The sequence below is a fragment of the Sphingomonas sp. PvP018 genome, from assembly GCF_017876865.1.
Taxonomy (GTDB): domain Bacteria; phylum Pseudomonadota; class Alphaproteobacteria; order Sphingomonadales; family Sphingomonadaceae; genus Sphingomonas; species Sphingomonas aerolata.
On the sequence record NZ_JAGIOU010000001.1, the window covers coordinates 169,828 to 193,591 of the forward strand.

The 23,764-nt window shown below is 64.2% G+C and carries 13 protein-coding genes; 9 read left to right on the forward strand and 4 right to left on the reverse strand.

The window, feature by feature from the left end; genetic code table 11:
• Nucleotides 1-46: 46 nt before the first annotated feature.
• Nucleotides 47-3,334, reverse strand: coding sequence for a TonB-dependent receptor (locus tag J3A66_RS00655; protein WP_209566544.1), 3,288 nt, complete (start codon nucleotides 3,332-3,334; stop codon nucleotides 47-49).
• Here J3A66_RS00655 and J3A66_RS00660 point away from each other — a divergent pair.
• From J3A66_RS00660 to J3A66_RS00680, 5 genes are all read left to right on the forward strand, one after another.
• Nucleotides 3,333-3,509, forward strand: a complete 177-nt coding sequence (locus tag J3A66_RS00660) for a hypothetical protein (protein WP_197975285.1) — start codon at nucleotides 3,333-3,335, stop codon at nucleotides 3,507-3,509. The genes J3A66_RS00655 and J3A66_RS00660 overlap by 2 nt on opposite strands.
• A gap of 242 nt (nucleotides 3,510-3,751) precedes the next feature.
• Complete coding sequence (locus J3A66_RS00665) at nucleotides 3,752-5,281, forward strand: tryptophan halogenase family protein (protein WP_348633961.1); 1,530 nt, start codon at nucleotides 3,752-3,754, stop codon at nucleotides 5,279-5,281.
• Nucleotides 5,278-6,774: a tryptophan 7-halogenase gene (locus J3A66_RS00670; protein WP_209566545.1), complete on the forward strand. Its 1,497-nt coding sequence runs from the start codon at nucleotides 5,278-5,280 to the stop codon at nucleotides 6,772-6,774. Before J3A66_RS00665 ends, J3A66_RS00670 begins: the two co-directional genes overlap by 4 nt.
• Nucleotides 6,771-8,282, forward strand: a complete 1,512-nt coding sequence (locus J3A66_RS00675) for a tryptophan halogenase family protein (RefSeq protein WP_209566546.1) — start codon at nucleotides 6,771-6,773, stop codon at nucleotides 8,280-8,282. Before J3A66_RS00670 ends, J3A66_RS00675 begins: the two co-directional genes overlap by 4 nt.
• 3 nt (nucleotides 8,283-8,285) lie before the next feature.
• Nucleotides 8,286-9,791: a tryptophan halogenase family protein gene (locus tag J3A66_RS00680; RefSeq protein ID WP_209566547.1), complete on the forward strand. Its 1,506-nt coding sequence runs from the start codon at nucleotides 8,286-8,288 to the stop codon at nucleotides 9,789-9,791.
• A gap of 32 nt (nucleotides 9,792-9,823) precedes the next feature.
• On the opposite strand, the gene J3A66_RS00685 is transcribed toward J3A66_RS00680, so the two are convergent.
• The 3 genes from J3A66_RS00685 to J3A66_RS00695 form a co-directional block, all read right to left on the reverse strand.
• Nucleotides 9,824-10,843, reverse strand: a complete 1,020-nt coding sequence (locus tag J3A66_RS00685) for a cupin-like domain-containing protein (protein ID WP_348633962.1) — start codon at nucleotides 10,841-10,843, stop codon at nucleotides 9,824-9,826.
• Between the two features lie 161 nt (nucleotides 10,844-11,004).
• A complete protein-coding gene (locus tag J3A66_RS00690) occupies nucleotides 11,005-12,636 on the reverse strand; it encodes an alpha-L-fucosidase (protein WP_348634081.1) in 1,632 nt (543 codons plus the stop codon).
• 100 nt (nucleotides 12,637-12,736) lie between these two features.
• Complete coding sequence (locus J3A66_RS00695; RefSeq protein WP_209566548.1) at nucleotides 12,737-15,133, reverse strand: TIM-barrel domain-containing protein; 2,397 nt, start codon at nucleotides 15,131-15,133, stop codon at nucleotides 12,737-12,739.
• 241 nt (nucleotides 15,134-15,374) lie between these two features.
• Here J3A66_RS00695 and J3A66_RS00700 point away from each other — a divergent pair, with 241 nt between their 5' ends.
• From J3A66_RS00700 to J3A66_RS00715, 4 genes are all read left to right on the forward strand, one after another.
• Nucleotides 15,375-18,194: a TonB-dependent receptor gene (locus tag J3A66_RS00700; RefSeq protein ID WP_209566549.1), complete on the forward strand. Its 2,820-nt coding sequence runs from the start codon at nucleotides 15,375-15,377 to the stop codon at nucleotides 18,192-18,194.
• Between the two features lie 215 nt (nucleotides 18,195-18,409).
• Nucleotides 18,410-21,334, forward strand: a complete 2,925-nt coding sequence (galA, locus tag J3A66_RS00705; protein ID WP_209566550.1) for a beta-galactosidase GalA — start codon at nucleotides 18,410-18,412, stop codon at nucleotides 21,332-21,334.
• Nucleotides 21,335-21,375: 41 nt separating this feature from the next.
• Nucleotides 21,376-23,037, forward strand: coding sequence for a DUF5597 domain-containing protein (locus J3A66_RS00710; protein ID WP_209566551.1), 1,662 nt, complete (start codon nucleotides 21,376-21,378; stop codon nucleotides 23,035-23,037).
• A 190-nt stretch (nucleotides 23,038-23,227) separates the two neighbouring features.
• Nucleotides 23,228-23,761 carry a spore coat protein U domain-containing protein gene (locus J3A66_RS00715; protein ID WP_209566552.1) on the forward strand — a complete coding sequence of 178 codons (534 nt, stop codon included), beginning with the start codon at nucleotides 23,228-23,230 and terminating at the stop codon, nucleotides 23,759-23,761.
• Nucleotides 23,762-23,764: the final 3 nt, after the last annotated feature.

Genomic DNA, 23,764 nt, shown 5'->3' on the forward strand with positions numbered 1-23,764 from the left:
CACGAAAGAAGATCGGGACGGTTTCGACCGTCCCGATCGCATAGCTTCAATACTGCAACAGGATGCCGAAGACGATTCGCCGATCGTTCAGGAAACTGAACCGATCATACAATTGTCCGCTCTGGTCGATTTGAACGCGCGCCTTGCTCTTCGTGTCGAGGATGTTGGCGACCGACGTGCGCAGCGTCAGGGGGCCGATCCTGTATCGAACCGAAGCGTCAAGGAACCCGGCCGCCGAGTTGTAGACGGGGTTGCCCGTCACATAGTCGCGGTAGGTCGTGAGATATTTCGAGCGCCAGTTATACGCCAGACGCATCTCGAGCGCGGAGTCCTGATAAATTCCGACCACGTTGAGGATGTGATCGGATTGTCCAAGAAGATCATCGACGCCGAACCGGAAAAAGGTCGTCTGGTCATCGACATTCCCGTCGCCATCACTGTCGACGCCGTTCGCAGGCGGTGTCGTCGACGAGTCGATATAGGTATAGTTTCCCTGGAAGCCGAGATGGCTCAGCACCCCCGGCAACTTGTCGAAAAATTGCTGGTAGCTGACCTCGATGCCTTTGACCTTGGCTTTGGCCTGATTCACCTGACCATTGTAGATGATATTGACCGTCTGCCCGTCAAGCGTCGTCGTTCCCAACGCCAGATCGCCATTCGTGACGATATTGGACAAGCTCTTGTAGAATCCGGCGACGGAGAAATATCCCCCGCGGAAATAGCGCTCGATCGAGAGATCGAAGCTGTCGGCCGTGGTCGGTCGCAGCAGCGGATTTCCGCGATTTACGCGGATGTCGCCTGCCGTGATATTCTGCGCACCCCGATCGATCCCGAACAGCGGGTCATTCTCATCGGTGATCGGCGGGAAGTTCACGCGGTTCGTGGTCACGACATATTCCTGCGACGCGCGCAGGTCCTGTACGTTCGGCCGGCTCAGCCCCTTGCTGTACGCGAACCGGATAAGTTGCTGCGAGTCGACATTCCAGCGCAGGTTGAAGGACGGAAGCCAGTTCTCGTTGGTCTGCTTGAAGCTGATCGGTACGGCCGCCTGAGCGCCGTACGCGATCGACTGGGGCAGGAAGTCCGCGGGATCGTCCCGGCTCTCCGCATCATCGGTTCTGGTCCGCTCGAGAACGCCGTCGCCATCGGTGTCGGCAAACGCCGGTGTCTGGGCATCGGCCACGAACGGCCGGAACGCCTGGAACCCGGTCGATCGCAATTTGGTGCGGACGTATCGGACGCCGAAGTTTGCGGCGATCGACATGCCGTTGTCGAACTCGTGCTTGAGATCAAGGCGAGCGTACGCGTTCGCCGTCTGCTCCGTGATATTGGACGTGTCCTCGGGGCGGAATATGGGGACCCCGAATTTACTGCCGTCGTCCGTACCCCTGGGCACCCAGTTGTAATTGCCGTTGGCCAGCTGCGGCTCTGCGTTCAGATATTTGCGGAATGCGGAATAGTCATTGAGAAGTGCGGAGTTCGCAAAGACGAAGGTCTGGTTCGGACCTTCGACCACGCCGCCCCGGAAGAAGTTGGCGAAGCTGATGGCCTCTGCAGCCTTGGTGGGTTCCTGAAAGGTGCCGACCACGCCGTAACCGCCGCGGCCATCCCATGCAGGCGAGATGGCACCCCAGTTCAGCGCCATTTCCGAGTTCGTCTGGCTCCGCTCGGAATAACGGCCACCGAATTTGACGCTGTCGAACCAGCCGGCAAGGCCGTCACTCCCCGACACGTCGTACGCGGTATCGGCACGGAAGGCGTAGAGATCGCCCTTGCCGACCTGGAACTGGTCGGCCGCAAATTGCCAGGTCGTGCCGTTCAGATCGCCGGCCGATGTCGGCGACGCGAGCGGATTGGCATCGCTGTCACCGCTGAAGCGCGTATTGCCCGGATTGAAGCGATGAGCCGGATTGACCGAGAACGCGATCCGCGGATTGTCGAGATCGGGCGCAATCTGCCAGTCGAGATAGGTGTTGAAGCCGCCCCAGATCTGACGCTGCCGTGCGCTTGCCTTGGTATATTGGCCGTCCACCGTGACCAGCAGGCGTTCGGTCGGCTGCCACCGCAGATTGAGGCTGAAATCCTCGGTCTTGCTCTCTTCCGTCCTGCCGATGCCAAGCGATCCGACCGGCGATCCGACCGCGCCCGTCCAGGCATCGATCCGGTTGGTGACGAAGCCCGATTCCATCAGACCACCGCGGATCGGGATCAGCGTCTCGCAGTCGCCCGGGTTTGAAGGAAAGCCGCCCGCACCGCTGCACATGGCGACACCATCAGATCCGAAACCGGGCTTCACGCTGAGGTTGCTGATCCCCGCAGTCGTGCCCGTATCGTGCTCGGGGAACCACTCGAACGTCCGCTCGATGCTGTCCGTGTCCTCCTCGACCCGGATATACTTGGCCGTAAGTTGCAGCGTGTCATTTTTCCACTGCAGCGCGCCGTAATAGCTTCGACGATCACGATCGACATCGTTCGTACGCAACTGAAATCCCGGCGTCGTACCAAGGATGCGTGACGGATCGACGCCCGTGAACTCGGACAGCTTCGCCGCGCCGGTCAGGCTTGTCTGCGGAACGTTGCCGGTCGCGTCGAGCACGCGCGGAAACGGCGAATTCTGCTGCCAGCCGTTGATACGCGAACTCAGCTTTGACCGCGAAACCGACGCTACCACGCCGAATTCACCGATCCCCGTCTTCCATCTGCTGCCGCCCGTGATGCTGCCCGACGGCGACGACTTTTTACGAAGGTCGGTGTAGGTATTGTCCGCCGAGATCGCGAGAAACGGCTTCTGGCGATCGAATGGTTCCAGGGTGCGCAGGTTGATCGTGCCGCTGATGCCGCCCTCGATGAGATCGGCCGTCTGGTTCTTGTACACATCGACTGCGCCGATGAGCTCCGGCGGAATACTCGAGAAATCGAGCACGCGCCCGCCATTGGCGCTGAACGCGTCGCGGCCGTTAAACTCGGAGCGGACAAAGCCCAGACCGCGGATCAGGTTGCCCTGGCCTTCGGGTGAGGGGAAGTCGGGTGACGCGCCGCCGGTCGCGAACCGCGAGATCGTCACGCCCGGGACGCGCCCGAGCGCCTCTGCCACCGACAGATCGGGCAAGGTGGCGATGTCGGAGGCTGTGATCGAGTCGACGACCGTGTCGGCGTTGCGCTTGATGTCCTTCGCGCTTTCGAGTGCGGCACGGATGCCCCTTACGACGATGTCCTCGGTCGTCGTCTCGTCTAGCTCGGTCGTCTGAGGCGCGGTCGCCGGGTCGGTATCCGGCAAACCGGATTTCGGCGGCGAGGTCTGCTCGTTTGCCGGTGACGAAACCGTCTGGGCCATGGCTGGTGACCCGATCAACGCTATCGAGAGCGCCGAAGTCGAAAGCAGAAAGCGCTTGGTCGAGCTTGATAACGCCGGAAAAACCGAATTTTGCATCACAGCATCCCCTCTTTGTCCGGTTTGTTCCGGGCTTCCTCCTCACCTGCGCCAGCTTCTGAGTGATTTAAGCTTTTGAGCTCTTCATCACGACCGGTCGTCAAATGTAAGAGTAATGCTACGTCCGCTTTCTGCGACAATCAAGACCTGAATATTGGACAGAAGGCTTGTCATTCTAACGACTTGCTGGCCTTCGCAACCACGCTTGCCTTCCCGCGCTCAGGCTTTAATCAAGCGTAAGGCGCCAATAGGCGCGGGGAACAGGAGGGGCAGCGGCGATGCCATATTGTGGTGCACCCGCAAGATACGTGGTGGGCGTTCGTGGCAGAACAGTCTGACATTAGCAGCATCTGCATTGTCGGGGGCGGCACCGCAGGATGGATGGCCGCGGCCGCCCTGGCGGCCAAGCTGGCGGGGCTCCCGATATCGATCACCTTGGTCGAGTCGGACGAGATCGGCACCGTTGGCGTTGGCGAAGCGACGCTGCCGCATATTCGAGCATTCAACCTCGCGCTCGGCATCGACGAAGCGGAAATGATGCGGGCGACGGAGGCCACCTACAAACTGGGCATCGAGTTTTGCGACTGGGGCCGCCGCGGCGATCGATATATCCACCCGTTCGGTGATTTCGGGCCGACGACCAACGATGTGCCCTTCTACCAATACTGGCTGAAGCTGCGGCAATCGGGAGACCGGAGCCGGATCGACGAATATAGTTACCCGGTCATCGCCGCGGAGCAGGGCCGCTTTCGACGGCCCTCTGGTGACCTGGACGCCGTCGAGTCGACCTTTGGTTATGCCTATCAGTTCGACGCGGGGCTCTATGCGAAATTTCTCCGAGGCTTTGCCGAGAAAAGGGGGGTGTCGCGCACCGAGGGGAGGGTGGTCAGGGTCGTACAGGACGGTGAAACCGGCTTTGTGCGCGATGTCGTGCTGACGAACGGCACGACGCTATCCGCCGACCTGTTCATCGACTGCTCGGGGTTTCGAGGGCTACTGATCGAGACCGCCCTGCAAAGCGGCTATGACGATTGGAGCGCATGGCTGCCGTGCAATCGGGCGATCGCGGTCCCGACGCAGAGCAATGGCGTGCTGCGCCCGTTCACCCGCGCGACCGCGCGAACCGCGGGGTGGCAGTGGCGGATTCCGCTGCAGCACCGTGTCGGCAATGGCCATGTCTATTGCAGCAGCTTCATTTCCGATGACGAGGCACATGACCAGCTCGTTGCGGGGCTCGACGCACCGATGCAGGCAGAGCCGCGCCGGCTGTCGTTCACGACGGGTCGGCGGCGCGAGTTCTGGAAAAAGAACGTCGTGGCGATCGGGCTGGCAGGCGGCTTCCTCGAGCCGCTCGAGTCGACGTCGATCAACCTGATCCAGGATGGCATCACCGAACTGCTCGCGGTCTTCCCGGACAAGGGATTCGCGGCGCGCGACATCGCGGAATATAACCGCCGCATAGGCCTCCACTATGAGCGCATCCGCGATTTCCTGCTGCTGCATTACGTCGCAACGCAACGCGACGACTCCGAGATGTGGCGCCATTTCCGCAATCTTCGCCTTCCCGACAGCCTGTCCGAGCGGATCGAGGCCTGGCGTAGCCGCGGTCACCTGATCCAATACGAGTTCGGCCTTTTCCTGTCGCCGAGCTGGGTCGCGGTGTTCCTGGGTCAGAATCTCGTTCCCGACCGGCATGATCCGCGCGTCGAGAACATGAGCGTCGATGCTCTGACGGCCAGAGCATCGGACGTGCGCGCGAAGGTAGATGCTGCGGTACGGCGGACACCCGAGCACACCGCCTTCATCCGGGAAAGCGGAGGAGCGGCGCGTCTGGCCGTTGCCGGGGCTTGATCGACGGACCGGGCACACCCGCTACGTCGACCTCGGGCAACGGCGTCAGCCACGTCATGGTCTGCGGCGGAGGACTTGCCGCCTGGATGACGGTCGCGACGCTTGCGCGCCAGTTGCCGGACACGGTGCGGATCACGCTTGCTGAGATCGATAGCGATCACCGGCGCACCGATCTTTTCTACGGCACCGTCTCCGGTCCGGCCAGCTATGCGTTCAACCTCACGGCCGGTGTCACCGAGCCCGCTCTCGTACTCGGCAGTTCCGCCGCCTTTTCCTGGGGCAGCAAATATGTGCGCTGGGCGGAAGGCGGGCGGTCCTGGATCCAGTGCTTCAACCTGACGCTGCCGGTGATCGACGGCGTCCTGATGCACCAGTATCTGGTACAACAGGGCATGACGCGGCTCGACCCGTTTCTTCTCGGTGCCGTCGCCGGAAGCCGGGGCACGTTTGCGCATCCCCCGCGATCACCTGGTGCTGCCGGTCAGCAGCCGCTGGCGCGTGCGGAATATGGCTACCATTTCGACCCGGCAAGCCACGCCCGGTGTTTCGCCGCCGCCGTACCGCCCGGCCGCATCCACCATCTGAAGGGGGCGCTGACCCGGGTCGCGGTGGGCGACGGAGCGATCACCGGCATCGCACTCGATGGTGCCGACATGGTGACGGCCGACCTGTATCTCGATTGCAGCGGACCGTCGGCCGAACTTCTATCCCGGCTCGATCCCGCGTGGCTGGGCGGGCGCGCGCTGCAGATCTCCGCAGACGACGTGGCCGAGGCCCGGCTTGGCCCGCCGGTTCGCAGCGTTTCGTTTCACGACCAGGGCTGGGCGGCACAGACCCCGCTGCGTGGGTCGACGCGATCGCTGACGGTCTCCGATGCAACTGCGTCGTGCAACGCGAGAGGCGGGCTGAGCGCGTCTGCGACGCTCGGGCGGCGCCGTCGGGCCTGGGCGGGGAACTGTGTCGGTATCGGGCACGCGGCCGGCATCGTCGAGCCCCTCACACCGGCGCCCATGATGCTGCTCGAACGCGACATCGAGCGGCTGATGACGCTGATCCCCGTTTCGACGGCGTCGATGACCGTCGAAGAACGCGAGTATAACCGCAGGCATGGCGAGGACCACCATCACGCGATGCGCTTCACCCGCGCGCTTCTCGAAACGTCCGCCTTGCCGGACAGCGATTTCTGGCGCGCGGCGCGCGACACGCCGGACGCGGAGCTCGAGCACAAGCTCGCGATGTTCGCCGAACGCGGGTTGCTCGTCTCCTACGATCTCGAGCCCTTTCATCCCGAGGACTGGCTGATCATGCACTTCGGTATCGGGCGACGTCCGCGACGCCATGATCGCCTGGCGGACCGCGCCGATGCCAGAAGGGTCCGCCGCTATCTCGACGATGCGGCACAGCAGGTCGCGAATGCCGCCGCCGCGTTGCCGTCGAACCACGTCTATATGACCCAGCTGGAACGCTATCTCCGCCAGGATCCACGAAAATGACGCAGGCCCCCCTAGGATCCATCGTCATCGTCGGCGGCGGCTCGGCCGGCTGGATGACCGCCGCCGCGCTTTCCAGCCTTGTCGAAAGCAAGGACGTGTCCATCACGGTCATCGAGTCCGATGCGATCGGCACCGTTGGTGTCGGAGAGGCCACCATTCCGGACATGCTGGTCTTCAACCAGATGCTCGGCATCAGCGAAGCCGAGTTCATGCGTGCCACCGAGGCGACGTTCAAACTCGGGATCGAGTTCGTCGACTGGGGTCACAAGGGCGACCGCTACATTCACCCCTTTGGTCAGCACGGTGTCGACATGGAGGGGATCGACTTCCACCAATACTGGCTGCGCCTGAACAGGGACGGCGGCACTGCACCGATCGAGGACTACAGCCTCTCCGCGGTGGCCGCCGGCGCCGGTCGCTTCGCGCTGCCCGACCCGAACCCGCGATCGGTGTTCTCGCACCTCCGCTACGCCTATCACTTCGATGCGACGCTCTACGCGCGATATCTGCGGCGTTACGCTGAAAAGCGGGGCGTCAAGCGCATCGAGGGCGTGGTGAAAGAGGTTCACCGGACCGCGCTGGGCGACGGCATCGCCGCCGTGACGATGGACTCGGGTGCGCAGGTCAAGGGCGACTTCTTCTTCGACTGCACGGGATTTCGCGCGCTGCTGACCGGGCAGACGCTCGACATCGATTTCGTCGACTGGAGCGCGTGGCTGCCGTGCGACAGCGCGCTGGCGGTGCCGAGCGCGCATGTCGGACCGCCCCCGGCCTATACCCGGTCCACGGCGCGCCCCGCCGGTTGGCAGTGGCGGATCCCGACGCAACGCCGCGTGGGCAATGGCCATATCTACAGTCGAAGCTTCATGGACGATGACGAAGCGGAGAGGGTCCTGCGCAAGGGGGTCGAGGGCGCGCTTCTCGCAGAGCCGCGCTCGATCCGTTTCAAGGCGGGGCACCGGCGGCAGTTCTGGCGCGGCAATTGTATCGCTATCGGGTTGGCGGCTGGTTTCCTGGAGCCCCTCGAGTCGACGTCGCTGTACCTGATCCAGGAAGGGATCAGCCGCTTCATATCGCTTTTCCCCAACGGGGATATTCCCGATATACTCAGAGTAGAATATAACCGCTACATGCAGAAGAAATTCGAGCAGGTACGGGACTTTATCGTTCTGCACTATGTCGCGACGAACAGGGACGATACGCCGTTCTGGCGCTATTGCCGGACCATGACCGTGCCGGACAGCCTCCGGCACAAGATGGAACTGTTCCGCGAAACGGGGCGCATCTTCCGCTACGATGACGAGCTTTTTGCCCGCCCGAGCTGGGTGGCGGTGATGCTGGGCCAGGGAATCATGCCCGAACGATGCGACCCGATCGTCGCGGCGCTGCCCGCGCGCGACGTGGCGAACAGCCTGCAATCCATGGCGTCGGCGATGAAGGACGCTGCATCGCGCATGCCGACACATGCGAGCTTCATCGCGTCCTACTGCGCCGCGACGGAGGGCTGAGCGATGGAAGACCTTGCCATTCGCAGGATCGTGGTGGTCGGTGGCGGCACTGCCGGCTGGATGGCGGCGGCTGCCCTGTCCCGCGTCCTGGGTCGCGCGGTCGAGATCGAACTGATCGAATCGGAGGCGATCGGCACGGTCGGCGTCGGCGAAGCGACCATCCCGCACCTGCAATATTTCAATAGGCTGCTCGGGATCGACGAGGACGACTTCGTCCGCCGCACGGCCGCGACGTTCAAGCTGGGGATCGAATTCGTCGATTGGGGTCGCATCGGCGACCGCTATTTTCATCCGTTCGGCACCTATGGTCAGGAAATGGAGGGTTTGCACTTCCATCATTTCTGGCTGCGTCAAGCTCAGCTCGGCGGGGCCCTCGAACTCGATCGATTCAGCATCGGCGCCGACGCCGCGCGGGCCCAGCGTTTTCAGCGACCCGATCACAGCCGCGTCGGCTCGCCGCTCGGGACGATCAGTTACGCGTTCCAATTCGACGCATCGCTCTACGCCCGCTACCTGCGCGAGCGGGCCGAGGCCAGTGGCGTGCGGCGCACCGAAGGGCGTATCGTCGATGTCGCCCTCGACAGCAGCAATGGTCATGTCCAGGCGGTGACACTGGAGGATGGCAGCCGCGTTGCGGGCGACCTGTTCATCGACTGTTCGGGCTTTCGCGGCCTCCTGATCAGCGAAGCGCTTGGCGCCGGCTTCGAGGACTGGAGCCATTGGCTGCCCTGCGATCGCGCGGTGGCGCGCGCCTGTCGCCGGACCACCGACCCGCTTCCGTTTACCCGCGCCACCGCCAAGGCGGCCGGCTGGCAATGGCGCATCCCGCTCCAGTCCCGCACCGGCAACGGCTACGTGTACTGCTCCGATCACCTGAGCGACGATGCAGCGCTCGCCGGGCTCAACGCCGCGCTCGACGGTGATCCCATGTCAGAGCCCAACTTCATAAGGTTCAAGGCCGGCGTCCGCAAGGCCTGGGACCGCAACGTCGTCGCACTCGGCCTGGCGAGCGGTTTTCTCGAACCACTGGAATCGACGTCGATCCACCTGATTCAGTCGGCCATTGCGCGCCTGCTCACCAATTTCCCTGATCGTCGCTTCAACCAGCACGACATCGACTATTATAATCGCCGCACGCGCGTCGAATATGAGCAGGTGCGCGACTTCATCATTCTGCATTACGCCACCACGACCCGCGATGACTCCCCGCTGTGGCGGTACTGCCGGAGCATGGCGTTGCCCACGTCTCTCGAAGAGCGCATCGCGATATTTCGCGAGAATGGCCGGCTATATCGCCACGACAATGAACTGTTCAGCGAGACGAGCTGGCTCGCGGTCATGCACGGGCAGGGGCTTGTCCCCCGGCGCTACCATCCGCTCGCCGATCTGCTGCCCGAAAACGAACTCGACAAGCGCATGGCGCACATCGCAAATGCGATGCGGCTGGCGGTCGACCGCATGCCCTCGCACCAGCAGTTCCTTAACCAGATCGGTCGCCCTGCGGCCTGACGTTCGGCCGGCAGCGGTGACGCCGGGAAGGCTTATCGCGCGCCTAATGCGTGGAGCAGATACTGCTTGATGCGATCCGTCCGCGATGGCGACGCTGCCCCGAGCACGCCGCGTGCTGCCTCGGGCAGGTGATCGGCAACCCGGTCGGCCGCGTCGTCGAACGCATAATGATCGAACCATTTCCGCCAGACCGCGCGCTCGCGCGGCGGTAGGTCGCGTACCGCCATCAGCGCATGGATCATCGCGGTAAACGGGCTCGTCGCCTCGTGCCCTTCGGCCCAATAATTAACCAATATGTTGAGCGGCTCGTACGAGCGCACATTGTGCCACCACAGTGCCGGAATGAAGATCGCGTCGCCCGGCCCAAGGTCCGCGACCAGCGCATGGCGCATCGCCTCCGCAAAGCGCGGGTAGCGTTCCAGATCGGGCTCATCGGGGTCGACCATGCTCGCCGGCTGCCCCGCCATCGTGTGGTCGAGCGGCCCGACATAGAGATTTTCGAGCTGCTCGGGCGGGAACAGGACGAAGCGGCGACGGCCTGCCACGACGCACGCCATGTTCGCCGATCCGTCGTAATGCGTCGAAATCCGCGTCGCGTTGCCGATCCACACCCGCGCCTTCGCGCCCGGTAGCGTCAGGTCGAGCGGGTTTGCCTCGCTCCAGCCGGGCAGGAGCTGTCCTGTCGGCGCAGACCCAGCATAGAGGACGGGCGCCGCGGGATCGTTTTCAAACCGAAGCAATTCCGACAACAGCAACCGCAACGGAACCATCTGACGGTTGAAGTTGAAGCCCTGGACGGCATCGTCGTAGAAGAAGCGGCCCTGTATCTCGGGCCGCCCCGCCATCACCTGAACGGGGACACCACCGTCGAACTTCTCCATATAGTGCGCTGCGTTCCGGGCGCCGCCGCGTGCCGCCGCGACGGACGGCCAGGCGGAGACTTGAGCACGCAGGACGACCGGCTCACCACGGTTCAGGATCTCGGCTTCGAACGTTGCTGAGTCCACCCGCGCACGCTCGGCAAGCGGGCGCGCCCAGTCCAGATTGCTCACCCCTCGTCATCCTTTCATCCCGCCCCGCCAAGACGTTTGGCGCTGCGCTACCCAGGTTTCTCCGGATATAACTGGCTGGGAAGCTGGTGGCGACCGCGTATTCGATCTTCGAACGCCCGCTCGAGGGCGAGCAATGGCCGAGCCCCGAGAAACCCGACGCCCTAGATCAGGCCGCGGCCCTCGATTTTCACCACCGGAACGAAGCCGTCGCCGCGGTCGGCGGGCATTGCGAAATGCAGGCCGTGCGGGTCGCGGCGGTGCGCTATGCGGTCGCCGCCGAGCAACGTTACGCGCTCGACGACGCCGTCGGCGAAGCGGTGGCGTGCGAGCGCCTCGATCGTCACGTCGCCGCGTGGCCAGCCGAGGAACAGCGCATAGAGCGCGCCCTTGTTCGTGGTGAAGCGCACGTCGCGCGGCGTGAACACCCCTGCAGACTGCTCGTTCTGCATGCCCGTCTGCAGTTTGGTCGGGCCTTCGCCGTAGATCCGCCACGGTCGCGAGCCGAAGATCGCCTCGTCGTTGATCGCGATCCAGCGGCTCATGCCGTCGAGGATCTTCTCCTCCTCGCCGTCGATCGAGCCGTCCCCGGGCTGCGGGATCGAGAGCAGCAAATTGCCGTTCTTCGACACCACGTCGGCAAGCCGCTGGATGACCTGTTCGGCGGTCTTGTAGCTTTTATCGTTCAGGCGGGCGACGTTGTAGAACCAGTCGCCGATACACGTATCGGTCTGCCACGGCTCGTCCCACAGATGGTCGGTGAACCCGCGTTCGACGTCCTGCACCAGGCCAAACCGGGCATAGGGCTTCAACTGCTTGGCGGTCAGCACGACGTCGATCTTGCCGTGCCAGGCGATCGACCGGTTATAGTAATCCGCCGCCGCCTGGAGCCCGATCGGGCCGAACGGCAGCTCGTAATCGTCGAAATAGCAGAAGTCCGGCTTGTACTTGTCGATCAGGTCGGTCTGCCGAAGCAGCCATTTCGCGGCATAGGACGGGTCGTTCGGCGGCGGGGTCTCGATCCACTGGCCGTCATGCGCATCGTGCCAGGCGTTCATCGCCGCTATCGTGTCGATGCCGTTCGGTAGGACCGCGTGCGCGCCCGTATAGAGCTGTTGCGGATCTAACCCGTCCCACCATGTACCGTGGCCATCTGCGGACCGGAGCGTGAACGCGTCGTAGCGCTGGCCCTTGCGCGGCCCGACCGGATCATAGCCATAGGCGGTCTGATACCAGTGCCAGCTATGCGCCGCATGGTTCGAGACGCCGAACTTCAGCCCGGCCTTGCGCGCTGCCTTCTCCCAGATGCCGACGACGTCGCGCTTCGGCCCGACGCGAAGCGAATTCCACGCGTGATACCGACTGTCGTAGCAGTCGAGATTGTCGTGATGATTGGCGAGCGAGACGAAATATTTCGCCCCCGCCTTGGCATAGCGCGCGATCAGCGCGTCGGGGTCCCAGCGCGCCGCGGTCCAGCGGTTCATCACCTCCATCATCCCCGATCGGGTCGGATGGCCATAGGTCTTGAGGTGATGTTCGTACGCTGGATGGCCCTGCATATACATGAAGCGCCCATACCAGTCGCCTTGCTCGGGCACCGATTGCGGGCCCCAATGCGACCACAGGCCAAGCTTGGCATCACGGAACCACTCTGGGTAGCGATAGTGATCGACCAGCGACTGCCAGGTCGGCTGCACCGGGCCCCGCGCCAGCCCCATCGGGCTCTGCGCGAGCGCCTGGGTTGTGGGTCCGAGTGCAGCAATACCGGCGAGAACCGACCGACGGCTGAGATCGATGCTCACGGGTTTGCGACGGATCTGACGGGCACGCCGTCAAAGCGCGCGCCCGCTGCCGTCGGCAACCCGGTCAGGAGCCGTGCGGTGACGTGGATACGGATCACTTCGGTGCCACGATCTGGATCAGGGATGCAGCGTCCTGCCCGGTCGGCAGCTTGCCCGATGCGGTCAGGCGCCGGGTCTTGTCGTCCCAGCGGAGGATCGCCTTGCGTCCGCCCTTGGTGCGATAGTCGTTAGTCACGCCGTCGTCGTCGTAGAGTGCGAAACTGGCATCCGCGCCGGGATAAACGCGAATGGCCTCAAGCGACTGCGCCGTCGCGGTGCTCGGGACCTGGACGCCCATCGGGATGATCGACCCGGCGCGCACGAACAGCGGGATCCTGTCGATCGCTGCGTTCGCGGTAACGGTCTGCCCACCGGTAAAGCGCTGGTTGGTCCAGTAATCATACCAGTCCGCTCCGGCCGGCAGATAGACCTGGCGACTGGTCTTGCCCTGTTCGGTGACGGGGGCAACCAGGAAGGCGGGGCCGAACATATACTCATCGCCCATGTCGGCGACGTTGGGATCGTTCGGGAAATCCATGAACAGCGCGCGCATCATCGGCGCATTGCTCTCATAGGTGTGGCGCCCGAGCGAATAGATGTACGGCATCAGCGAATAGCGCAGCTTCAGGAAGTTCGCGAGAACGGGTTCGGCCGCGGTTCCATATTCCCAGAGCGCGGTGGCGGGGCGCTGGCCGTGGATCCGCAAGGTCGGTGTGAACACGCTATAGGCGAACCAGCGTGTGAACAGCTCGGGATAATCCGCATAGTCGGGCGCCATCGCGGTCGCGCCCGCCGGATCGAGCAGCACCGGACGGGTCGCCTTGGGCCCGTTCGGCCACTGCCAGCCGCCGATGTCGCTGCCCCAATAGGCCATGCCGCTCGCGGTGAAGCCGAGCCCGGCGGGCACCTGCCGGTGCAGCGCCTCCCAGGTCGACTTGATGTCCGACGACCAGAACAGCCCGCCATTGCGCTGGGCGCCCAGATAGGCGGCGCGCGACAGGATCAGGTTGCGCATAGTGGGGCGATCGCGTGCCGACCCGTCCGCGACGCTCATCGTGTGGAGCAGCGGGAAGACGTTGTGATAACGGTCGCCCGAGCCGATCGAATAGAAGCTGCCGTCGGGCACGAGATCAGGCTCGGTCTCGTCGAGCCAGAACCAGTCGAAGCCCTGGCTGGCGATGTTGTCGCGGATCCGCTCCCAGAACCAGTTGCGCGCGTCGGGGTTGGTGCTGTCGAGCAACGCGCCGGCACGATCGGACCGGATCGGCAGTCCGTCGACGGCGTTGCCATCCTTGTCCTTCAGCAGCCAGGACTTGCTCGACAGCAGATTGAAGTAGCGCGATTCCTTTTCGAAGCGGGGCCAGACGCTGATAATCGAGTGCATCCCCATCGCCTTGAGCTTGTCGTTCATGCCCTTGGGATCGGGGAAATAGGTGCGGTCGATGTCGAGCTGACCCATGCGCGACCAGTAGAACCAGTCGAGCACCATGATGTCGAGCGGCAGGCCGCGGCTGCGATACCCGTCGGCGATGCCGAGCAGTTCCTTCTCCGTCTCGTACCGCGCCTTGCTTTGGATAAGCCCGAACGCGGCCTTTGGCGGCAGCGGGGTCGTCCCGGTCAGCGTGGCGTAGCCGGCATAGATCTCGTCGGTGGTGGCGCCGGTGATGACGAAGAACGAGACGCGCTCGCCGACTTCCGACTGCCAATGCGTCGCACTGTGCAGGCCGGGGGACACGACGGTCGAGGATGGATTGTCCCAGACGATGCCATAGCCCTTGTTGGTGACCATGAACGGCACGCAGACCGTCTCGCCCGCGGGCGCATCGTAATTGTGGCGGCAGTCGATCGTGCGGCCGCGCAGGTCGAGCTTGCCTTCCTGGTTCTGGCCCAGCCCGTAATAATGCTCGTCGGCGGGGGAGGCGAAGCTTGCACCGACGCGGAACGTCTTTTCGCCGTTGACGGTATGCGGCCCCATCTCCCACCCGGTCATCTGCGTCAGCATCGTGCCGTCGGGCTTGCGGATCGTCACCGACACCGGCGGTAGCGATGGCGCGAAATAGCGCTCCATCTGCGTGGGGGCCTTGGGCCAGGGCTTGGCATCGACCGAAAGCGACAGCGCGGCGGACGTGAAGATATCGGCCCCTGCATCGTTGCGGTGCGTCCAGCCCGCGGCATTGGGCTTGGCGTTGGGACCGTCGCCCGGGGGGGCGTCGACCTGCCCGCGGTCGGTCGCGATCGTCACGCGGACGATGTTGGGGGCATAGGCCTCGACCGAGACCAGGCTGCCGTTGCGATCGACCGTCGCGATCGGCGCTGCGAACCCGCCCGTCGCAATCGTCGCCAGCGAAGCCCCAACGGCAAATCGCGCGATCAGGCGCGACCAGCCCGGCGATACCGTGCTGCGGGAATCGTCGGACGGCTGCGTGACGACACGGGCTGGGGCGATATGCATTGAAATCCTCTCCGCGGGTCTGTGCCCGTTATGGTACCGCAAACTTCGCCAAAGCGGCAAATTTGTCGTATAATTGCAGGTCCGCGCTACAGATCAACCGAATTCTCTGCCAAAAATATGACTTGTCAGACAATTCGTCCCTTGATACCGATACCACACTTCGACCGCAGAGCGCTTCATGGCTCAAAATGCGGCACAAATTTCGAGCGGTGGTCCGTTCGGTATCCTGGGGAGATGGTGTTTGAACCGCGTAAAATTCCGTTCGGCTTGTGTGCTCAAGGCTCTGGCAAGCGGGGCATCTGCCCTCGCAATTGTCTCGGCATTCACGGTAGCCGCGAGCGCTCAGCAGGCGCCCGCTATCGTTCCCGACACGGCTGAAGAGGTCGCCCCGTCACCGATCGATCAGGGCGCGCAAGCGGGTACCGTCGCACCGAGCGGCGACGTTGCGAATGCGAATGCGAATGCGAATGCGAATGCGGATGCGGATGCGGACATCGTGGTCACCGGGGTCCGCGCCAGCCTTCGGAGCGCACAGGCGCGCAAGCGCAACGCCAGCCAGATCATCGATTCGATCGTCGCAGAAGACATCGGCAAGCTGCCCGACAACAATGTGTCCGAGGCGCTGCAGCGGATCAGCGGCATCCAGATCGAGCGCAACCAGGGCGAGGGCAGCCGGATCGCGATCCGCGGCCTGACCCAGGTTCGTACCGAGCTGAACGGTCGCGACTATTTCACCGCGGGCGACGGCCGCACGATCAGCCTTGAGGATATTCCCTCCGAACTGCTCGCCGGTATCGACGTCTACAAGAACCCCGCCGCCGACGTGATCGAGGGCGGTCTTGGCGGCACGGTCAACCTGCGTACGCGGATGCCGTTCGACTTTTCGAAGCCGACGATCAGTGGCAGCGCGCGTGTCACGCATCACGATCTAGCGGACAAGACCAAGACCTCGTTCTCGGGTCTGATCACCGACACCTACCAGACCGGTCTGGGCGAGATCGGCTTCCTGCTCAACGGATCGCTCCAGCGCGGCGCCTATCGCACCGATGCCTTGTCGATCGAGCCTTATCAATTGCGCACCGGCATCGTCGATCGGACCGGCAATGGCAGCACGGCTGATGCCGCCGACGCGGTGATCGTGCCCAACGGCGTCGGCCAGTTCAACAATGTCGGTGATCGCCGCCGCATCGGCATTTCCGCGGCCGTCCAGTGGAAGCCTGCCGACAATCTCGAAGTCTATGGCCAGTTCGACTATGCCAACTACAAGTTCAACCAAGTCGGCTATCTCGTCTACCCGTTCGGCCGCGGCGGTGCGCCGATCACGCCGGGGCCGGCGAGCAGCTTCACGTTCGACGAGAATGGCGAGTTCCAGAGCGGCACGTTCCAGAACGTGTTCGTCGAGGGCAATACCTATCGCAGCGATCGCCGCTCGAAGACCGCATCCTATTCGGGCGGGCTCAAGTTCAATCCGACGAGCCAGCTCACGCTGACAACGGATGTCAGCTATGTCGACAGCCGCACGAAGACGGAGTTCTTCGCGCTCGGCGTTGGCAGCGACCAGCCCAACACGCTCAGCGTCGACATTACCGGCAAACTGCCCGTGATCGGCGTGACCGGGGTAGGGTCGCCCAGCTTCCTCACCGATCCGGCGAACTTTTCCTATCTCTACATCCTCGATTCCAGCAGCCGCAGCCACAACGACCAATGGTCGGTACGGCAGGACGTCGAATATGAGACCGATGGCGGCTTCTTCACGTCGATCAAGGCGGGTGTGCGGTACACCAAGCTGAACGCGGTCGTCGAAAATCCGGTGTTCGGCTATGTCGACCTGTTCGATACGCCACGCGTGCCGCGTACGCCGCTCTCGGCGATTCCCGGCTATTACAACCCCGTGCCGGTGAAGAACTTCTTCCGCGGCGATGCGGCCGGGCTCGGCAGCTTCCTGATCCCGCCGTTCGACGTGATCCGCGGCGATCTGAACGCAGTGCGCCAGACCTTCGCCTCCTATTATCCCAACGGGCAGGTCGCCGTTCCGGAATATCTGCCGACCGGTCGCAACGACGTCTCGGAGCAGACGATCGGCGGCTATTGGGTCGCGCGGTTCAAGTCCGAGACCATCCTGCCGTTCGACGGCAATCTCGGTGTGCGCATCGTGAACACCAAGACCAACGTCGCCGGCTTCCAGACGCCGTCGGGCGGTCCGACCATTCCGATCGACCAGACCAACAGCTACACCTCGGTCCTGCCGAGCCTGAACATCCGCTTCCCGATCACCGAGACGCTGCAGCTGCGCCTGGCCGCGTCGAAGGGCCTGACGCGACCGGATTACAATCTGCTCAACTCGGTCCTGACGTTCGATCCCGTCAGCCGGCGGGGCTCGTCGGGCAATCCCGATCTGAAGCCGCTGCGCGCCGACCAGCTCGACGTCTCGTTCGAATGGTATTTCAACAAGACCAGCTCGGTCTATGCCGCCGCCTTCTACAAGGCGGTCAACGGCTTCATCGCGCGCGTGGACGATCCGGTGGTGATCGACGGCACGCAATATCAGATCAACCGGCCGGTCAACGGCGCGAACGGCAAGATCAAGGGGTTCGAAGTCGGCTATCAGCAGTTCTTCGATTTCCTGCCGGGGCCGCTGTCGGGCTTCGGAGTGCAGGCCAACTACACCTATGTGGATTCCAAGGCGCCCAATCCGAGCGCCGGTGCGATCCCCGGTGCGCCGATCTCGGTGCCGCTCGAAGGGCTGTCGAAGAACAGCTACAATCTGGTCGGCATCTACGAGAAATACGGCCTGTCGGCGCGTGTCGCGTATAACTGGCGCGACGATTATGTCCGAACCACATCGGCCAGCGGGACGGGCAATCTGCCGATCTACGACCGGGCGTTCGGCCAGCTCGACGCCTCGATCAGCTACGACGTCACGCCCAACATCACCGCGTCGGTGGATGCTACGAACCTGCTCAACACGCGGCGTGAGACGTTCTTCGGGTTGGACAGCCGGCCGCGTGACTATTCGGTCGTCGATCGCCGCTTCGGCGCGACGCTCCGCGTGAACTACTGACCGGCCGAAGCCCGGGGGTCTCGAAAGACCCCCGGGCTTCTGGTGCGATCCCGTGCCATGTCGCGCCCTCGACCTGTAGCGCAGCACCGCGATCGCCGACGTGGGGGTTGCAATGCCGTCGCCAGGGCGCCCACCAGTGTCCGACTGATGCGAACGCCAGCATTGACGGCGCAACGAACGGGGCTCGCCCGGCAGCGATGGATAGGAAGCCAGAGATGACGGATGCGCACGAGACGGGTCGGCTGAACCGGCGGCATTTCCTGGGAAGCGGAACCGCGATCGGCGTGGCGCTGGCCGCGGACGGTGTCGCTCAGGCTGTACCGGTGCGGGCGCCAGCGATCGGCGCATTGCCGATGCCGGCGACCCGCGACGATCTGCCGCTGCGTGCACTGGTCGAGGATCCCAGCCGGCTGCTGCTCGATCGCAGCTGGCGCTTTCACCTCGGCGATATCCCGATGCCGGAGATCCGCGGCCATGGCTGGTCCTACAACAGCGCCAAGGCGGGGCAGGCGCAGGGTGCGGCAGCGATGCAATATGACGATTCGGACTGGCCCGAGGTCGATCTGCCGCATGACTGGGCATCGACGATGCCGTTCGAGGAAAGTGCCAATGTCTCGCAGGGCTATCGCCGGCGCGGCTTCGGCTGGTACCGGCGCGCGCTGCGGCTCGATCCCGCGGATCGGGGGCGGTATCTGGAGTTGCAGTTCGGGGGGATCGCGACGAATGCGACGATCTGGTTCAATGGATCGATCGTCGCGCACAACTGGAGCGGCTATAACTCGGTCTATGTCGACATCACCGATCTGGCGCGGTTCGGCGACGATCTGAACAGTATCGTCGTGCGGGTCGATGGGCAGACGATGGAGGGGTGGTGGTACGAGGGTGCCGGGCTGTACCGCCATGTCTGGCTGGCGAAACGCGATGCGACCTACATCGCGACCGACGGCATCCACGCCGACCCGCGCCGCGCCGCCGATGGCAGTTGGAGCGTCCCCGTCACCGCGACGCTCGGCAATATCGGCAAGATCCCGGCTGAGGCGAGCATCGAGGTGTCGCTGATCGATCCCGACGGCCGCACGATCGCGACGCAGACCGCTTTGGCGCACCTGCCGTCTTTGAAGCCCGGCACGGCCACGCTGACCATCCCGGTCCCTACGCCGCGGCTATGGTCGATCGACACGCCGACGCTCTACACGCTGCGGACGCGGCTGATGCGCGGCGGCAAGCCCGTCGACGAACGCACGTTGCGGATCGGGTTTCGCACGCTGCGCTTCGACGCCGCGACGGGCTTCCATCTCAACGACCGTCCGCTCAAGATCAAGGGCACGTGCAACCACCAGGATCATGCCGGTGTCGGCGTGGCGGTGCCCGATGCGCTGTGGGACTGGCGATTGCGGCGTCTGAAGGACCTGGGATGCAACGCGATCCGCTTCGCGCACAGCGCGATCGCGACCGAGGTGCTCGACGCGTGCGACCGGCTCGGCTTCCTGGTGATGAGCGAGAACCGCAACTTCAACACCAGCCCCGATTACATCGACCAGCTCGAATGGCTGGTCCGCCGCGATCGCAACCGGCCGAGCGTGTTCATGTGGTCGGTGTTCAACGAGGAACCGATGCAGGGGACGCCCGCCGGCTACGAAATGGTCCGCCGCATGTCGGTCGCGGTGAAGGCGCTCGACGAGAGCCGCCCGGTCACCGCCGCTATGAACAGCGGCATGTTCGCCCCGGTCAATGTCAGCCAGGCGGTCGACGTGGTCGGCTTCAATTATCAGCGCGACCAGTATGACCGGTTCCACGCCGCCAACCCGACGCTGCCGCTGACGAGTTCGGAGGACACCAGCAGTTTCATGACGCGCGGGGCGTGGGAGACCGACCGCGCCGCGCACGTGATGGCGTCCTATGACGAGGAACCGGCGGACTGGGGCAGCACTCACCGCGAGGGCTGGAAATCGGTTGCCGAGCGGCCGTTCGTCGCGGGGACGTTCGTTTGGACCGGGTTCGACTATCACGGTGAGCCAACCCCGTTCGAATGGCCGTCCGCGGGCAGCTATTTCGGGATCTTGGACCTGTGCGGCTTTCCGAAGATGGCCTTCTATCTGCACCGCGCGCAGTGGGTCGACGACGTGCCGCTGCTCGATCCGATGCCACACTGGAACTGGCCCGGGCGCGAGGGGCAGGCGGTCAAGGTGATGGCGCTGACCAATGTCGAGACAGTGCGGCTGATGCTCGATGGCCGTCTGATCGGCGAGCAGAAGGTCGATCGCTACACGATGCCGAGCTGGCAGGTGCCCTATGCGCCGGGCCGGCTCGAGGCGATCGGCTATCGCGGCGGACGCGAGGTCGCGCGCAGCGTGGTCGAGACGACCGGCGCGGCGGTGGCGCTGCGGATCACGCCCGACCGGCGTGCGATGGCGGCGGATGGCGAGGACGTGCAGCCGTACACGATCGACGCGGTCGATGCGCGCGGGCGGCATGTCCCGACCGCCAATCTCGACGTCACCTTCGCGGTAAGCGGCGGAACGATCATCGGCCTCGGCAATGGCGATCCCGTCAGCCACGAAGCCGAACAGGGTAATCGCCGGCGCCTGTTCAACGGTTTGGCGCAGGTCATCGTTCGCGCTGGCGGCGGCGGCGCGGGCACCGTCAAGCTCTCGGCCAGCGCGGCGGGATTGCGCCCTGCCACCAGCGTCGTGCGCCGCCTGGCGACACCGGCTCGTCCGTTCGTCGCGCCCGCCCGCATGACGCTGACGGTGCAGGACTGGCGGCAGTCGCCTGCCGCCGCCGCCAAGCCGTCGCCCGACATCGTGCTGGCGGACAATGACATGAACAGCTGGCTGTATGTCCGCGCGGGCGAGATCCAACCGCCGCAGGGCAGTGGTCGCTGGACCGTCCTGCGCGCTAGGCTCACCCCGCACCGCGGCACGCGCGAACGGGGCGGAACGATCGTGTTCAAGGATCTAGTCGGTCGCGGCGAAATCTGGATCGACGGCAAGCGCGCCGCGACGAAGCCCGATTTCGCCGCCACCACGCTGCGCGTCGCCTTTCCGCCAGGACCCGGCGAGCGGACCGTCACCCTCCTGCTCGAAAGCGACGGCACGGTCGCATCGGGCCTGGGCGGGCTCGTCTTCGTCGAGGACTGATCCGGCCCGACTTTCCCGTTTCCCGTTCGAGGTACTGCATCATGATCTTCCGCCCCTCCCGCAAACTCGCCGGTCTGACCCTCGCCGCCGCACTGTTCACCGGCACCGCGCACGCGCAGACCGCGACCGAGGTGCCCAGGCTGGTGACCCGCGACGGGCATCACGCGCTGATGGTAGATGGCGCGCCGTGGCTGATGCTCGGCGCGCAGGTCAATAATTCGAGCAATTATCCGGCGATGCTGCCCAAGGTCTGGCCGACGATCCACGCGATGCACGCCAACACCGTCGAGGTGCCGATCGCGTGGGAGCAGATCGAGCGAACCGAAGGGCAATTCGACTTTTCCTTCCTCGATCAGCTGCTCGCCGAGGCGCGGCAGAACAAGGTGCGCCTCGTCCTGCTGTGGTTCGCGACGTGGAAGAATACCTCGCCAAACTATGCGCCCGCCTGGGTCAAGCTCGACAACGCGCGGTTCCCGCGGATGACGAACGCCAAGGGGGAGACGCATTATGCGCTGTCGCCGCTTCATCGGTCGACGCTCGAGGCAGACAAGCGCGCCTTCGTCAAGCTGATGCAGCATCTGAAGGCCGCCGATCCGCAGAACACCGTCATCATGGTCCAGCCCGAGAACGAGGCCGGTACCTATGGCAGCGTCCGCGATTTCTCGCCGGTCGCGCAGAAGCTGTTCGACGGTCCGGTCCCGGCGGCGTTGCTCAAAAAATTCCGCAAGCCCGCGGGCAGCTGGAAACAGGTGTTCGGCGCTGATGCCGACGAGTATTTCCACGCCTGGTCTATCGCCCGCTACATCGAGGAGATCGCGGCGGCGGGCAAGGCGGTGAAGCGGGTGCCGATGTACGTCAACGCCGCGCTCGCCTCCGCCTTCGGACGGCAGGCGGCAACCACCTATTCGAGCGGTGGGCCGATTCATCACGTGATCGACGTGTACAAGGCCGCGGCGCCGTCGCTCGATCTGGTCGCGCCCGACATCTATGCGCGCGATCATGCCGCGTTTCTCGAATATCTGAAGCTCTACGGCCGTGCCGACAATGCCCTGCTGATCCCGGAGACGGGCAATGCGCCCGAGTTCGCACGGTATTTCTATCCGGTGGTCGGCAAGGGCGGGCTCGGCTTCGCGCCGTTCGGAATGGACGATAGCGGCTATTACAACTTCCCGCTCGGTGCGAAGACGCTGGACGCGCCGACGATGGAGCTGTTCGCGCGCAACTACCGCGTGTTCGAGCCGATGATGCGAGAATGGGCCCGGCTGGCCTTTGCCGGCAAGACCTGGGGCGTGGCCGAGCCGACCGACCCCAAGGCCGAGCACAGGCAAGTCATGGACCTCGGCAAGTACCGCGCCACCGCGACGTTCGGCCAGTATCAGTTCGGCACCGACAAGCCGACCGGCAACCCGCAACCGACCGGCGGTCTGGCTATCGCCGAGATCGGCCCCGACGAATATCTCGTGACCGGGTTCGATACGCGCGTCTCGTTCGCGCTGGCGGATGCGGATAGCGGGCGTTCGATGCTCTACGATCGGGTCGAGGAGGGGCATTACGACGCGCAGGGGCATTGGGTGTTCGACCGTGTGCTCAACGGCGATCAGACCGACTACGGGATCAACTTCACCGATCGTGCGCAGGTGCTCCACGTCAAGCTTGGCAGCTACAAGGGCAATCCGGTCATCCCGGTCGGCAATCCGAATTAGGACGCCCCTCGGCCGTCAGGTCGGGGCCTGTTCGATGACCGGCCACGAGAGCCGTCATCTTATTGGAACCATGTCATAATCGTTGGATCGAAAGCTATCGTCGGCCAGATCGGTTGTTCAACATCCTGTTAACTGGCGACCATTGAGAACAGCCCAAATGGAGGGCTGTTTTATCATGATTTACCGTAAGATGACGAGCAGGGTTCTGGGCATTGCGGTCGGCATGATCGCGGCGTCTGGCGTGGCGACATCGGCACATGCACAAACCGCCAGCGGCACGATCGGCGTGTCCCTGAACATCCTCGCGGCCTGTGCGGTGAATGGCGGCAACAGCGCCGCGACCATGGGGCGGATCGGGACGATCGCCTTTGCCGATCAGTCGGGCGTCTTCGGCAATGCCGATGCGACGATGGTTGCGCAGGGCGGCACGAATGCGGTCACGGTGTTGTGCACGCCGGGCCTCGCGCCGAAGGTCACGGTCGGGGCGGGCGCGAACGACGCGGGCAATGTCCGTCAGCTGGCCTATCTGGGGCAGACCGTCGCGTATCGGCTGTATATGGACGCGTCGCGGCAGGACGAAATCACCATCGGCAGGCAGATCAGCCTCGGCACCGCAGCCACCTCGGCGCTGACGCTGCCGATCTTCGCCCGCGCGTCGAGCAATGGCCTGGCGCTGCCGGCGGGCACCTATACCGACACGGTACAGGTGACGCTCAGCTGGTAGCGG